At 37.7% G+C, this 15792-nt stretch carries 12 protein-coding genes and 1 tRNA gene; 4 read left to right on the forward strand and 9 right to left on the reverse strand.

Annotated features, from left to right (window positions below):
• Positions 1–20: 20 nt before the first annotated feature.
• Both H6G74_RS06000 and H6G74_RS06005 read right to left on the reverse strand, forming a co-directional pair.
• Positions 21–284: a hypothetical protein gene (locus H6G74_RS06000; RefSeq protein WP_190966811.1), complete on the reverse strand. Its 264-nt coding sequence runs from the start codon at positions 282–284 to the stop codon at positions 21–23.
• A gap of 374 nt (positions 285–658) precedes the next feature.
• Complete coding sequence (locus H6G74_RS06005) at positions 659–889, reverse strand: hypothetical protein (RefSeq protein ID WP_190966812.1); 231 nt, start codon at positions 887–889, stop codon at positions 659–661.
• A 789-nt stretch (positions 890–1678) separates the two neighbouring features.
• Between H6G74_RS06005 and H6G74_RS06010 the strand changes: the two genes are divergently transcribed.
• A complete protein-coding gene (locus tag H6G74_RS06010; RefSeq protein ID WP_190966813.1) occupies positions 1679–1975 on the forward strand; it encodes a hypothetical protein in 297 nt (98 codons plus the stop codon).
• A 349-nt stretch (positions 1976–2324) separates the two neighbouring features.
• Here the strand turns inward: H6G74_RS06010 and H6G74_RS06015 are convergent, their stop codons facing one another.
• Positions 2325–2591 (reverse strand): hypothetical protein, encoded by a 267-nt coding sequence (locus tag H6G74_RS06015; RefSeq protein WP_190966814.1) that lies wholly within the window; start codon positions 2589–2591, stop codon positions 2325–2327.
• A 119-nt stretch (positions 2592–2710) separates the two neighbouring features.
• Complete coding sequence (locus H6G74_RS06020) at positions 2711–2968, reverse strand: hypothetical protein (protein ID WP_190966815.1); 258 nt, start codon at positions 2966–2968, stop codon at positions 2711–2713.
• Positions 2969–3728: 760 nt separating this feature from the next.
• Here H6G74_RS06020 and H6G74_RS06025 point away from each other — a divergent pair.
• On the forward strand, positions 3729–4376 hold the full coding sequence (locus H6G74_RS06025) for a sigma-70 family RNA polymerase sigma factor (protein WP_190966816.1): 648 nt from the start codon (positions 3729–3731) through the stop codon (positions 4374–4376).
• Positions 4377–4572: 196 nt separating this feature from the next.
• Positions 4573–5235, forward strand: a complete 663-nt coding sequence (locus H6G74_RS06030; RefSeq protein WP_242051161.1) for a hypothetical protein — start codon at positions 4573–4575, stop codon at positions 5233–5235.
• 329 nt (positions 5236–5564) lie between these two features.
• Here H6G74_RS06030 and H6G74_RS31065 read toward each other — a convergent pair whose 3' ends face one another.
• On the reverse strand, positions 5565–7907 hold the full coding sequence (locus H6G74_RS31065) for a sensor domain-containing diguanylate cyclase (RefSeq protein WP_313888459.1): 2343 nt from the start codon (positions 7905–7907) through the stop codon (positions 5565–5567).
• Between the two features lie 419 nt (positions 7908–8326).
• Positions 8327–10165, reverse strand: a complete 1839-nt coding sequence (locus tag H6G74_RS06040) for a HEAT repeat domain-containing protein (protein ID WP_190966818.1) — start codon at positions 10163–10165, stop codon at positions 8327–8329.
• Between the two features lie 512 nt (positions 10166–10677).
• On the opposite strand from H6G74_RS06040, the gene H6G74_RS06045 reads away from it, so the two are divergent.
• Positions 10678–11997 carry a D-alanyl-D-alanine carboxypeptidase gene (locus tag H6G74_RS06045; RefSeq protein WP_190966819.1) on the forward strand — a complete coding sequence of 440 codons (1320 nt, stop codon included), beginning with the start codon at positions 10678–10680 and terminating at the stop codon, positions 11995–11997.
• A gap of 276 nt (positions 11998–12273) precedes the next feature.
• Here H6G74_RS06045 and H6G74_RS06050 read toward each other — a convergent pair whose 3' ends face one another.
• From H6G74_RS06050 to H6G74_RS06060, 3 genes are all read right to left on the reverse strand, one after another.
• Positions 12274–13983, reverse strand: coding sequence for an eCIS core domain-containing protein (locus H6G74_RS06050; RefSeq protein WP_190966820.1), 1710 nt, complete (start codon positions 13981–13983; stop codon positions 12274–12276).
• A 306-nt stretch (positions 13984–14289) separates the two neighbouring features.
• Positions 14290–14373, reverse strand: a tRNA-Leu gene (locus H6G74_RS06055).
• 60 nt (positions 14374–14433) lie between these two features.
• Complete coding sequence (locus tag H6G74_RS06060) at positions 14434–15534, reverse strand: alpha-hydroxy acid oxidase (RefSeq protein ID WP_190966821.1); 1101 nt, start codon at positions 15532–15534, stop codon at positions 14434–14436.
• Positions 15535–15792: the final 258 nt, after the last annotated feature.

A 15792-nucleotide genomic window follows, 5' to 3' on the forward strand; every position in this document is an offset into this window, starting at 1 on the left:
AGGTACAACAGAATTAATGTTTAAATCCCGTTAGTCCAACTTAGAACCTCTGGTAAGCCAGAAGGTAAGATTGCTACCAAATTAATAGTTAATCTTGAAAGGTCAATCGTAAAAAGCTTGTTGCCATCTAGGGAAAACAGGCTAACTCTATTTGAATAGTTACCTATACCATCTTGAATATTAGCCAAATCAACACCAGTAATACCTCCTAATACAGTAGCTAATTCTTCTGAAGAGGCTTGGATGAACAGTTCATTATTTTCGAGATCAGTAATTTGTAGCATATTGTATAATTAACAATATCAGTATTAAAAGTAAAGTGAAGCTAATTAATAGCGAAAAATAGGCACATCATTTCTTTTCACAAATCATATTAAAATTGATGCCTAAATCAATTGATTGAGTAAACTGTTTATTTCTATAAAAAGTCTAATAACGCGCCTATTAAATTTACTTTTAAGCAGTGGGATTTGCTTTGATCTAATTTATTGAAACTAAATAAAGACACGTTATTCACTTCAAATTATGGAAACAAGATTAGGAGATGAAATGGTTAACTGTGTTTTGCAACTTTTAGAAAATAATTGTCAAAGCAAGATTTTGAACCTTTAGTTTAATCAAGCTTTACAACTTTATTTCTTAATATTAACTAAAATTTTTAGCCCAAATCTAGAGATTGAGGCTGGGAAAGGCTTTCGGCGACTGGGTTATGAAACTCTGATCCCAGAGAGTTAACTCCGAGCGCAATTAACACAGCAAAAATCCCGGCGGTTAGTGCAGCCGCAAAGGCATAAGATGCAGTTAAACCGCCACTAACACTAGCAGATTCTTCATTAGAGATTTCGCTGAAAAGTTCGTTATTTTCGAGATCGATAATTTGCAGAAGCATATTATGTAATTAACAGCAACAGGGTCAAAAATGAAGTGGCGCTTTTCATAGTGAAAAGGTACACACATCATTTACTGTCACAGATCACATCAAGGTAAATATCCCAGTAAATTGTTTGCGGATAATCAAACTTTATTGTCTATTTACGAACTTAATAGTGAACCGTTCCTACTTCCTTTAACGTACACTCAATGCAAATTATTCCAAAATTTGATCTTCTTACAAAGTTGGAGTGGGATCAGCGAGCCTATCATTTGTTTTGACTTAATTTTCAGAAGCCTCACTATGCAAACTATAATCTTTATTGAAGGAACGATCGCTCACTATGTCCTTATCTTATATTGCTGTTTTTTCGTGATTTATCAAATAAGCTGTTAAGCATTTAATTTGCACATTGAGGCCCCAGGGGTCAGGGTGCAAGGGAGAGGGTTTGCAGCTTTCATTACCATTAACATGGTGTAATTTAAATGACGATTAGCTTACTAAAGCATACCTATTATTGATATGCTTGTTTGAGAGTAGAAGCCAAAATCAATATTTCCAGCTTGAATGGAAACTTTTTATACGCGAATGTAAGCATTAATTGATTAAATTTACAAATTTTAGAAGTAAAACAAAATTTACCTGAAATCTACTACCAAAGGTTAATGTTTATTTACTACTTTAGAGTAATTTAATTTTTATAAAATATTTTTATAAATAAAAATACTAGTCTAAAACACTTTTAGTTGCTATTAATTATGTGATTAATTTTTGTATAATGACTTAACAAAATCAAGGAGTTAGATAATGGCTGAAATAATAGATTTAGACAGTCATCAAACTGATACAGAGTCACTCATACAAGAAATAACTCCGATCCAAGCAGAGATTTTATTAGGAGGTTATTGTCAGCCTAATGAAGATTATCCTTATGCTTATATAATCAATATTACTAAAAATCCGAGTAAGCCCAAAAGTAAAGCTCAAAGTGCAGATACTTTTGACTATAGTGGGAAAAAGATTAATACTGTAGATAATTCTAGGAAAATTTACTTAAATGGAGTTCTGCTAAAAGGAGAAAGAAATATTATCATCATACCCTGATAAATTTTGCGATCGCTGAAAGTGTCCAATATAAATATTTCAAACTTTAGTATCAACCATTAATACATAGTTCTATAAATCGATTTAGTAAACAAACACACCGGATTTCTTACAAGTGAGAAATCCGGCTAAGTATTAAAAAAACTCTATCAACAATTGTTGGCGCTAATGCAATAAATATCAAGAATGCGTTTAAGTAGCATCCATACGATAACTTATGCTAAAGCCAAAAAATTAGCTTAAAGTAAGTACTATAGTACGTTAAGCATTGGCTAATTTTTGTGCTTTTAGCTAAAGTCGAATCATCAGCACGTATGTTTCTGTGCGATCGCTACTAAAAGTTCAAGCACTAATAAATAAATCTATTGTAGATTGACCTTGAACTTGTTATTGTATTGATATTATTATCATGATAATTGACTGAGCCTGCACCTCCACCATCAAATCTCACACTACTGTCAACAGCATTGATATAAGTCCTATCAGTAGTGTTCATTATGCGAAATCCATAGGTATAAGCACCTCCTAATATAGTTTCTGCTTGTTCTATATTTAGATTGTGGATAAATCCCTTAGTAGGATTACTATCTAATAGTAAAATTACGAGTTTAGTCATGATTTTAGTTCCTGAAAAGTAAGATGAATTGACTTATGATTTATTGAATCTCCGAACTGTTTTCTCTAAAAAAGCAGCTCGGTTTTAATTTTCAACAAGTGCTACTAAAAGACTAATGACTAATAAATGTATATTGACCTTGAACTGGTTCTTGCATTGATATTATTATCATGATAATTGATTGAACCTATACCTCCACCGTCATATCTAATGCTACGGTCAGCAGCATTAATATACGTCCTATCACTAGTATTCATTATCTCAAATCCATAGGGATAACCACTTCCTAATATAGTTTCTACTTCTTCTATATTTAGATTATGGATAAAACTTTCTATGGGATAGGAATGTAAGACAGAAATTATGATTTTAGTCATGATTTTGTTTCCTGCACAACAAGTAGATTGGTTTTTAATTTATTTCATTACTGAAATGTTTCCATTGAATATTATATTTAAAATTTTATGTTGACAAAATAAATACTGCTAAATTCATAAGACATAAAAATAATTTATGTCTTTAAAAAAGATATTCACGCTAGTACTGATTGTCTAATATATATAGGAATCCGATTTGATTTCTGAATCTATTTATGTAGGTAGGGAGTAGGGAGTAGGAAAGACGGCTGATCTGGGTGTACTGATTTTTTTCATAAATCAAATATGAGTCCTATATTGGACAAAAATAAGTACAAGTCTTTATATATAGCTCATCTATCGAATATCATAGACTAAATTATTTAAGTATTGTCTTACTAAATATTTTTTGGCTTTTAGATAACTCTTGATTCAACCATTCATAATTGAGTTGTAATCATTTTTTAAAAATATTTCACTCTAATAAATAGCATTTTTTATCTTTTTTTTATGTCTTAGCTAAAAAGCAAAAGCAATAATATATGTATTATTGTCTACTTTCCTGATTTAATCAGGTTATGGTTTTATTTATTCTGGTTAATATTTATTCTAGAAAGCTAAATTTATATTAAATTAATTTAGCTTTTCAAAATAAAACACAACTAATTAAAATTGAAAACATAATAGCTAACACAGAGCCTAGATATTTTTCATCATATAGTTAGTGTGTTTTAAGGTGTAAAAGCATTTGAGCTAGAAAATTTATTTTGCCTAATAACTTATGCTATTAGAACAGGAATTACTGTCTTCTTATGAGGAAACTCTGATCAACTTGGACTACCGTCAGAGATTAGAAAAAATTGCCCGTAAATACACTAGAGGAACAGGTTTATCTTGGGAAGATGCTTATCAAATCGCTTATTTAAAAATCTTTGTAGCTTTTCAAGCAGGAAAGTTTCGGCAAGGAAATAGAGAACAGTTTTATTACTGGGCTGTTGCTGTAGCTAGATGTGTAATTATTGATTTTGTTCGTAAAGAAAGTCTAAGGAAATGTCAGAGTTTAGACGATAATATCCCAGGAACAGATATATCTCTATTAGACACAATTCCTGATGAATTTAGCAGCTTGGATGCAATAGAACGTGCAGATTTAATTGTGAAAACACTAGAGTCTATTTACCAACTTGATAAATCCTATCCCCACCGAAATTATCTTAAATTATGGCAAGGAAAAGTTGATGGTAAAACCCAAACTCAAATTGCTGCTGAATTAAGCATTAGCCAGGGTGAAGTTTCTAAGCGATGGCAAGAACTCTCAGGGCGTATTGCTGAGTTATTAGGATTATTAGAACTTCAAGAGATGAAAGATAATCTGCAAAAAATTCGTCAGAAAAAGACGGCATATAATCGCTCAACAAAGCAATGGTAAGTCAGGACAATATTACTTTACAGCCTGATTATCAAAATTAGAAAAATCATCATAATTGACAAGTTCCAATTGTTAGTTAATAACTAATATATGGCTTTAATACCATCATGTGTTGATTTTTTGCTTATCAAGTCTCCTTGTAAAAAATAAATATATGCTTGTAAATTTAGGAAGATTCATTTTTTTTGATCGGAAGATGTATAATACTTTAATGCCGCAACCTGGAGAAATTTGGAAAGTTAATTACTTAGTCAGAAGTCCTATAAATTTCGCAAGTCAAGAACAACAAATTTTGTACTCTTCCTTAGCACGAAGTTTTTTAGCGGGCAACTCACCACCGCGCTATGTAATGATTGTCAAAGAACCTGAAATATCTGAAGAAATAGAGGATAATTGGTTGATTATTTATGTGATGTTGCTATCACTGGAAACAGATTATATTAGTAATAGAGATTTGCGGATTCCTGCCGAAATATCTGGGTTAGACCGAGATTTATTGGCAGAGACTTGGCATATTATTCCTGCTCTAGCTTGTAATTTACTACAGCCTGTTGGTAAACGACTCTCTCGCCAAATTTATGACTATTTACTAACAGTCAGAGACTATTATCATGGGTTAGTTTCTCATCTGCCAGCAATCACAGAAATTCAGCACCTAGGGTTAACACATGATAATTTATGCTCGACAAACAACTCAAAAATTCAGGATTTTCATAAAGCAGAACAAGCCTGGAGTGATGTATTAACAGTGCCAGTGGCAGCTTACTATACTTACTTGAAAGGTATAAACTTTACAAATGCAATATTAAATGAAGTATTGCAGTTAGAAAAAGACTTGTACCATGAAATTGGCGATTAAAAAAGCGATGTTTCAATCGTTTCAAGAAATTCCGTCAGAATTCTACAGAACCAGTTTTCATCACAACATATCACTTTCCATTGTTTCCATGTTTGTGCAACATGGTGATGGTATTGAGTCTGCGACCAACAACCCACAAGATGACCTGAAAAGGCTTGATTTTACGTTGTAAATAATGGCTTTTTTGACTGGGAAGTAACAAATTATTAAAACCAGACAGAACAAGGGTTTTCAAGCCATCTTGCAGAAACTAAAACCCTCTCTCCTTCTGTCTCCTACCTTTTCGCAACTACAAATATTTACACTGCTCTACTTATCCACCCTAACACTTACTGAGCATAAATTTGACTCACACAAAAGCGATCGCGCCCTTGGGCTTTGGCTTGATAAAGGGCTTGATCTGCGGCTTCAATTAAATCTAAAGGCAGCAAATCAGTGGTGGGAATTACAGTCGCAATTCCAATACTCAAGGTGACATATTCTTTGACTGCTGATGCCCGATGAGGAATATTTAACTGTTTAAAAGTTTGATGAATTGCTTGGGCAACCTGAACAGCACCTTGCTCATGAGTGTTGGGTAAGATAACAGCGAATTCTTCTCCCCCATAACGAGCTACTAAATCTGTATTACGTTTAATATTTTGTTGCAAAGCTTGGGCTACAAGGCGCAAACAATCATCTCCCGTCCTATGACCGTAGGTGTCATTATATTTTTTGAAATAGTCAACGTCACATAATAGTAGTGAGATACAACCTTGCTCTCTGATCAGATATTGCCAAACACTTTGCAGTTTGCTCTCAAAACAGCGACGATTGGCAATTTGAGTTAATGGATCAACCATCGCTATGTTTTCTAGTTGCTGGTTAGCAAGTCGTAATTTTTGATACAGTTCTGATTGCTGAATTGCGATCGCTAGTTGTGTCGCTAGTTGTTGCAGTAGTTCAATTTCCCAGGGTTGCCAATGGCGCGGGGCGCTACAATGATGAGCAATTAACAAACCCCAAAGGCGATCGCTTTGTAAAATTGGCACAACTAGTTTAGCTCTGACTTGAAATTTTTCGAGTAACTGCACATGACAATCAGTCATTCCGGCTGTGTAAATATCTGAAGTAGCTTTGATTTGATCTTGTTGGTAAGATTTTCCCTGTGTGTCTACAAAATATTGGTCTGTAATTTCCATAGTTAAAATCGCTTCCCAACCTGCGGCTACAGATTCAGTCACAACTACACCACTCCAATTGGACTGAAAACGGTATATAACCACGCGATCGGTTTGCAGAAATTGTCTAACTTCAGCGACTGTTGTGTTTAAAATTTCCTCTAAATCTAAGGACTGGCGGATGTGTTGGGCGATCACCGCAATCATCCGTTCTCGTTGGGCTTGCTGTTGTAGTGCTAGTTCAGCTTGTTTATGGGCTGTGATATTTGTAAATGATGCTACTGCTGCGTAAGGCTTTGATTGATGGGGATGAAACAAGGGCTGAGAATTGACTGAAACCCAAGTCAAACTGTTATCAGGTTTATAAATACTTACAATCACATTAAGCTGGGGTTGCCCTGTAATTAATGTGATCAAAGCCGGACTATTTTCACGAGAAAACAGTGAACCATCTTCATAAATCGCTCGCCATTTTGGATCGATAGCAGTCTGCCCCATAATTTGCTCAGATGTCAAACCCAAAATTCTTTCGGCACTTTCGTTACAAGCTGTAATGCTACCATCGGCTTGCTGTAATATAATGCCTTCTGCCATTATGGTAATTACCGAGCGATAGCTTTGTTCACTATCTTTGAGTGAATTTTCTGTATGTAGGCGATCGCTAATATCTTCAAAAACATATAATCGCCCAAAGTATTGATCCTGAGTATCTCGAATTTGGCTAGAAAAGCGCCGAATCGTCCGTCCATCAACAAACAAAATTTTATCTTCCACTACCGCACGATTTTCCTCAGACTGTAACGGTTTACAAGATTCTATAAATGCAGGTAAATCGGCAATCAGTGGTATGCACTCAGGGATAATATCATTATTTTTCAACAAGCCAAGGAGCATTTGCGCTTCTAAATGCTCCAGCCCCCAAATTTTACAGAAGCGTTGATTGAAATACAAAATTTCGTCGGTGCGATTGTCAACTACAAAAAATCCCAGTAAAGATGTGTCTGTCCACGAACTTAACAATGCTTCCCGCCAGCGCAACTCTGCTTCGGCGCGTTGGCTTTTTTTCCAAGCAACTTGCGGCTGATTAGCCAAAATAAGGGAGTTCTCGATCACCGACTCACTGGTGCATCTTATGTCTATCTCTATTGGATGGCTGGATTCTACAATTCCTTCAACCAACATTGCCATCCGTCCTGGCTTTATTTTAACCCCAGAACAAAGACAACGCACAGCCACAGGTTGCCCGTCTCGGTAAAATGTCCAGTTTTCAGTGATGGTTTTTCCCTGTTGAAATTCTTGCAAATAGTTTTTCCGAGGTATCCACCTCAGTTCGGGAACATTACTGAAGTTGCGATTGAGCAATTCTTCCTGAATTGGAATGTTCCAAAGATGAAGTGATGCTTTATTTGCCCACCACATCTGCATTCTTTCCAAATCATAAATCCAAATAGGAGTTTGTAATCTCTCAAATGCCCTCAATTCTGCGACAGAGATATGTTTTGGCAATGCCACTTGTCTTGATAATGGTTAATGGATACTTTTTAAGTCAAGTTTTTGTTATGTTTATTGGTGACTAAATTAGGTGTGAGAATTTGTTTTAAGTTAACTGCAAAGCTTGAATAGATGCTGAGAGTTATGAATATATTACATAATTTAGCTAATTAAGTAAATTGGCTGAATGTACTTGTATGATAATTATTATAAAAACAAGATACATGAAGTAAAAGTTAATTTCAAGCTGATATTTGATAGTTCGTAAAAACTTCAAATGCCGATTACCAGAGCTTGTAAATTTAAACTATGTCCCTATCATCTAGATACAAGTAAGACAAGGAAGAGAAGGGAGATAGAAATCTTGTTGAGTAAACGAATTGGATGATTTATTTTTTGTATTACCCTAACGGCGTTTCTTTATATTTCATGATTTTTAGTTACGAAATTTTATTTAATGCTTGTTGAGCAATTTTACGAACCACAGAGTTTTCGTCTGCTAAACATAGATTCAGTGCTGCTACTGCTCGGAAATTTCCTAAATTACCTAACGCCAATGCGGCTGCACCACGCACATGATCATCTTCATCTTTGAGCATTGCAATTAAAGCATCTACAACCCTAGAATCATCAATTTTTTCTAAAGCTTGAACAGCAGCTAAACGTAAATCTGCATTTGGATTCTGCAAAATATTGATCAGAGGTTCAACAGCTTTAGTTTCTCTTCTGTTTCCGAGAAAAGAAATACTCATTTGACGTAGCCAGTTATCTTCACTGGCTAATACTAAAATCAACAAATCAACTATTTGCGGATTGACAATCTTAGCGATCGCTGAAATTGTGTTAACTTGGATGCGACTTTCAGAATCTTGCAGCAACTGGGCTAAAATGGCGATTAAATCAGGATATTGACGAGTAAGGAGTGTTTCGATCACTTGCTTAGTTGCTTGCTCGGAGCGTAGCCAATCTCTGTTGATGGCTTGTAATAAACCTTCCCGATCTCTGAGAAATTCCACCAAAATATCTGTAGTTCTAGAATCATCAATAAGCTGTAAAGCATGAACCACAGCTAATTTGACGTGAGGGAAACTAGAAACATCTATGAGAAAACTACCATTGCTGCGAAACACTGCAATCAGAGGTTCTATAGCTCTGACATCGCCAAACTTTCCTAATGCTGAGGCGATCGCACTACAAGCGGTAGAATGATTTTGATAACTCAATACTTCAATTAACGGTTCAATCGCTTGAGGCTCGCCAAATTCAGCCAGCGCCCATGCTGCGTCGGCTCGCACAAAAAAATCTGAGTCTTGCAAACACTGAATTAGCGGTTCAACGGCTCGACTATCTCCCAACTTTACCAATGATTTAATTGCATTGGTTCTGACTTTACTAGAGGGATGGCTTAAAGCTTGTAACAGTGGCTCAACTGCTCGAATATCGCCTAATTCACCTAACTTTTTTGCTGCCAGAGCATGGCCAGCATTGTCATAGAGTATATTTTGTAAACCAATTACTAACGGTTCCGCACCAACTAAATTAGCTAAACCCGAATTTACTAAATTATCTAACGTATTAGCTGCCATTGCTTGTAATATACCAGCATCAGGATTCAATGGTGCAGCTTGCAAAGCCTGAATTAACTCTTCTAGGGCATTTGGATGAGATAAATTAACTTCACTCGCAACCGTTTGCGGCTCAGGATTGTATGATTCATTCGTAGTTGATTTTACGCTTCCTCGATAGTTATATTTACGGTAAATTTCTGCAACTTTTTGTTCGTCTGCCTCCATGTATCCTTCATCATCAAAATAATAAGCACCAATTTCGTAACACTCTGCTGTCGCCAACATTAAATCTGTTAAACTATCCCAGCGAATTTCTTCAATACAACCCTCTGGATCGATGAACCAAAGCGGAGCAGTTTCCTCTCCCACAACAACAGCGTATCTATAATCACCATTAAAATCTAATATTGGTAGCCAGTGCTGATTCCAATCAAAGCCCCAACTTAAAAAGTCTGCGTACCATTTCAAAGCCTCTTGCAAAGAGAAAAAATTGTCAAACTTAGGAACTACATAGCCACAACTTAAACCTCGGCAACTATTATGCCACCCGTAAAGCTCGTATAATTCTTCTGGCAAGCGATAAGGAAAATTTTCAACAATTGCGTCTATTTCTTGGCGAGTTAGTCCAGGCGCTAAACTCAAGGCAAATTCAGGTTGATGACTCACTAACCAAGTCTCAATTCTATCCAGCGCATCTGTTAAAAGAGACATAAAAATTCCAATGATTGTATCTTTATAATTCCCAAATTCACAAGACTAAAAACTTGCATAAGATAAACTAATTAGGTAAATTTTCTCTAGAAAACTTTGCGATTAAATTGTTTAAGTCTTGCTACTATAAATGTTTAGTATTTGCCATCTATAGCAATCCTCAATGATTCACAAAAATTTCTCCCTTGTCTACTTTCTCTCTCTGGTTCATATATAAAATAGAGCCGCGATCGCTTAGAAATCAAAGCACTCTAACTATGGTCAATAGGACTTATGCAAGAAATTTCTCAAACTCTAATAACTTTGTGTCCTTTGCGTCCTTTGCGGTTCGTTTTTATATACTTTTGAGTAAGCCATAGTCAAGTCAAATAAGTAACAAATAAAAATTTCTTCTACCGACTACCCGATTAGGAATAGACCAGTTATGATTACCCAATGCTGATGAGCATAAAAAAGTTTGTATATTAGCAAAGTAAATCACAAATCACATCGTAGAACTTGGGGAGTAAGAAATGCTGGAATTATTAAGTTCGGGTTTGGTTTCTCTGTGGCTGGAAATGGCTGGGGTGGAAATTAAGCCTTCTGATGCTTTAGAAGCATTAGCTGGGCAAGCAAACCCTGGCTTGGTTCTGGCTGCTGATCCCAACCCTACCAGCGTAAATACCGTCCAGCAATACTTACAAGGACTAGTTAAATCTAAGTTGGTTGCCCAAAATTTAGCCGAAAGTCAAGGAGTTTGGTTACAATCTGGGCCAATACTCATGGCTAATCATCAAGGTACAACACCATTACCGGCTGCTTCATTAACCAAGATTGCCACTTCCCTAGTTTCTTTAAAAACTTGGGGGCCAGACCATCAATTTGAAACTTTAATTGGGACTACCGGGCCTGTAGTCAATGGTGTAGTGCAAGGTGATTTGGTCATTGCTGGTGGTGGCGACCCGATGTTTGTGTGGGAAGAAGCGATCGCCTTGGGCAATACACTCAATAAAATGGGCATTAAGCAAGTAAAAGGGAACTTGCTAATTACAGGCAATTTTGCCATGAATTTCCAACGTCATCCCCTACTGGCTGGTCAGATGGTGAAGCAAGCCCTAAACCATAAAACTTGGACTCGTCCAGCCAATTACATCTACTCCATCATGCCCAAAGGCACACCCAAACCGGAAGTTGTGATTACAGGTACTATCAAAGCTACCCCTCAAACACCCCAACAAACCTTGCTAGTGCGTCACAAATCTTTGCCCTTGCGCCAATTGCTGAAAGAAATGAACGTTTACAGCAATAACGAAATGGCAGAGATGCTGGCAGAATCAGTAGGCGGTGCAGGCGTAGTGCAATCAACAGCAGCTTATCTGGCGCGAGTACCTGAGTCAGAAATTCAATTAATTAATGGTTCTGGACTCGGCCCAGAAAATCGGATTTCTCCCAGGGCTGCTTGTGCGATGTTAATGGCAATTCAACAGCAAGCAGCAGCACATAACCTGAATTTAGCAGATTTGTTTCCGATGTCTGGGTTTGATCATCGGGGAACATTACACAGCAGACACATGCCAGTCGGGACTGTGATGAAAACTGGTACACTCCGCGATGTGAGTGCATTAGCTGGTGTTATACCAACACGCGATCGCGGTTTGGTTTGGTTTGCTATCCTCAACCGTGGCCCCTTCGTCTCAAATTACCGCATAGAACAAGATAAATTATTGCAAAGTCTGGTTAAAGAACTAGAAGTAGTTCCTGCAATTCCCACTGCTATTACTCCCCACTCACCCGCTAATTCTTTGCCAGAACTAGGCGCTACTAGCCGCAACGAAATTTTGTATAGAGGTTAGTAAAGTAGGTTAAAGGTGACAGAATTAAAAGTATTTTGTTGTCTGTTAAGGTCTTAACTATAAAACTCACATTTGATTTTTGAAATACTGGCGTGGCAAGACTAAAATAGTGCATTAGTGAAAAAGTGGTAAACATGGATTTATCTCAATTTCATCCAAAATCTATTGCAACATTTTAGTCATGTCACGCCACTACAAATACTGAGTTTTTTTCAAAAATCAAATCGGATTTTTATAGTCCTGGATAGATAGCAATTTTTTCTAACTCTACAGGCTTTATTGATTCTCATTACCAGCCCATGCCAGAATTTTCTTGCCATAAAGATATTTCTTATACCAATTTTCGTTATCATTAATTGCTTTCTTAAGAGCTTGGAATTTTTCTGGCTGATCTTTTACTTGGTCTTGCAACTGTAATGCTCTCCCAAGAACTGTCTCGATTGTCGCTTCCATCGGATCGTGTTTACCACTTGAGTACCCACCATCTTCTTTGAGTTCCTCCCACTTACCATGACCACCCTTCATCTGTGGCAAAGCATTAACTTGTTGGATGAGTCCATCTACATTTTTGCTTCCAAATTTACCATGAAGCTTGTCAACATCTTGGCCTACTCTGACAAGATCATTTTCCTGAGAACTGCCGCCAATTCTAATCTGTTGTAGTTGACTAGTAAAGTGAATAGTTACGTTTTGCTTGTTGAGATATTCAACAACATCTTTAGGAGTGTCTCTATAACCACCTGTTGCCTTAACACCCCCAGAAGCTATATAAGCATTAATATTTCCAACGACATTACCAATCTGAGTGGTCATATCGTTGATCATGCCATCGATCACACCCTTAATGTCATTATCTCCATCTATGTGTGTGAGAGCATATATGGTTTCACCATCTGCGTTACTAGCAGACATAGCCAAGCCAGTGCAAGTTGCGGCTCCTGTTGTTACCAACCCATTGATTTTATCGAAGCTTTTTGTGACATGATAATAGCTTTGCGGCACGACTATATCGTTAGTCATATCTTGTTTAGCCTTATCAGTCAAAGAGCCTTCTGTTTTATCAGCAATTTCACAGTCTGCTTTAAATTGCTCTAGCGTTACTTGATTTCTATATTCGTTATAGTCATTATATCCTTTAAGTTTTGCCATCCTCTCAAGGGCTTGTTTGATTCCAATCTGCTTTCTTCCATATTTCTTTAAAGCTTCATTTGCAGCATCATCCTCAATTCTTTGAATTTGCTTTTCGGCTCTAACAATAGATACTATTTCTCTATCTTCTGATTTTTGGACTTTTCCTGAGCCAGTTTGCTGCACTACATGAGTCAATTCATGGGCGATTAATTCCTGTCCACCTCTACTTCCAGGATCATAAGTTCCCTGGCGAAAGAATATATCTTGTCCTGTTGTAAATGCTTTGGCTTGAATTGATTGGTTCATCTGGTCAGACTGAGCATCTGTATGAATTTTCACGCTACTGAAATCAGCCCCAAATGCTTGTTCCATTGGTGTTTTGATAGTTTCTGCAAGCGGCTGTCCACTACCTTGCATTCTTTGGATGGAGGCTTCTAAATCTGGTGTTGCACTCTTTTCATCTATATTTGATAGCCGTTGTATGAAAGATTTTTTTCTTATTTCTTCTTCTGGTTGTGGTTGTGGCTGTATTGGTGGAGTTTCTGAAGAATTGATTCGCTGCACTACATCTTTTGCTAGTTCGTCAGCTTCTTGTTCATATTTATCCCCTGGTTCACCAATGCTAAGTTTCATCTGGACTCTTGGTGGTGGCGGTGGTTGATAGCCAGGTGGAAAAATTGGAATATTGGCAGGATGGTTAATAGGTGTTGTTTGTGATTTCGCTTGTAAATCTGCTGGTGTTTGTTCTACTTCTTCGGTTTGGGGTTGGATGACAAAGCGACGGGGTGCAAATTGATTTGCTGGTACATCATGATTTGTAGATGATTGACCTTTACTGGGTTGTCGCTTATACATTTTTCTCCTCCAGATATTTTTTGCCAACGCAAAATCTACCGTGTTTTTGCGGCAGAAGGTTTGTCAAAATTTGGCACTATCTTACTGAAGAAAAATTGCGATCGCCAAAATCGATACTATTGTTTATATAGGAATTTGATTTGATTTCCGAATTTAATTGTGTGGGCAGGAAGTTGGAGGAAAAATAACGATGTCTTCTCTCGGAAATTGGATAATTTATTTTCTGGAAGTCAATTAATTTTGTTATCTATGACAAATAATATATCAACGCAGATACAAAATCAGGGGCAATATATACTTTAACAATGGGCAGGAGGAGAATCGAACTCCTATGACCGCAAGGTCGCCACATTTTGAGTGTGGTGCGTCTACCAGTTTCGCCACCCGCCCTTGGGTGTAACTTTCCTAATATAGCATATCTATTAACTGCTCTGCAAGTAATTTTGCGGGTTAGTGTTTGAAAGTCACTAAACTAGGGTCAATATCTTGTATTGATGTGCAGCCACTCAGAGCCATTGCTACACTTAATTCATCTTGTAGTAGGGAAATGATATGGGATACGCCAACTTGTCCTGCTACGGCTAATCCCCAGAGTACGGGGCGACCGATAAGAACCGCTTTTGCACCTAAAGCCAAGGCTTTGAGAATGTCTGTACCACGACGAATCCCACCATCTACTAGCACTTCGGCTTGATTATCCACAGCAGCAACTATTTCAGCCAGTGCATCTAAAGCGGCGATCGCACCATCGAGTTGTCTGCCACCATGATTAGAAACTACAATTGCTTTGGCTCCATACTCAACTGCTCGCACCGCATCATCAGCGCGTAAAATCCCTTTGAGTACCAAAGGTAGTGGCGATAAAGACTGCAACCATTCCAAGTCACGCCAAGTTACAGCCGGGTTTAATTGCTGGGCAAAATAAGTAAATAATCCAGATTCTGCTGATTCTTGGGGAATATTTAACCCGGAAATATTGGTAATGTTCGCTAATTGCAATCCAGGGGGTAAGCTAAAGGTGTTCCGCACATCTCGCTCTCGTCGTCCCAACATTGGTGCATCCACAGTTACACACAGGGCTTGATAACCTGCGGCGTAAGCTCTTTCTACTAAATTCCGCGTTAAGCCTCGGTCTTTGTGGATATACAGTTGGAACCATTGCAAGGCATTATGTTTGTAACCTACCGCAGCAATTTCTTCTAGGCTTTTGGTAGCCATTGTACTCAAGACCATACCTACACCTGCGGTAGCTGCGGCTAAGGTTGTGGCTAGTTCTCCCTGGGTGTGGGCTAGACACTGAAACGCCATCGGTGCAATTAATAAGGGTATTTGTAAAGGCTGTCCTAAAATAGAGGTGCTTAAATTGCGATCGCTCACATCTACCAACATCCGCGGACGCAATTTTATCCGTTCAAAAGCAGCGCGGTTATCTCGTAATGTAATTTCATCCCAAGCACCACTACTGTAATAATCAAAAGCCATCTGTGAGAGATGCTGTTTGGCTAACTGTTCATATTCCCAGAGGTTAATGGGTAAAGAGACATCTGTCATGATGGGGAAAAATCAAGGGTTTGGGAGAGGGTGTTTGAAAAAGGTGTAAGGGTGTGAGGGTGTTTGAGAAGGGTGTGAGGGTGTGAGGGTGTACTTCTCTGCGAGACGCTCCGCGAACGGCTGCGCTCAGTAACCGGGGGGTTTAGGTGAGCAAAACCCATACACCCATACACCCAGCCTCAACAGACAATCTTTGTAAACCCAACCCATACACCCATACACCCAGCCTCAACAGACAATCTTGGTGCGCCTTACCCA

The sequence above is a fragment of the Nostoc spongiaeforme FACHB-130 genome (assembly GCF_014698475.1).
GTDB classification, from domain to species: domain Bacteria; phylum Cyanobacteriota; class Cyanobacteriia; order Cyanobacteriales; family Nostocaceae; genus Nostoc_B; species Nostoc_B spongiaeforme.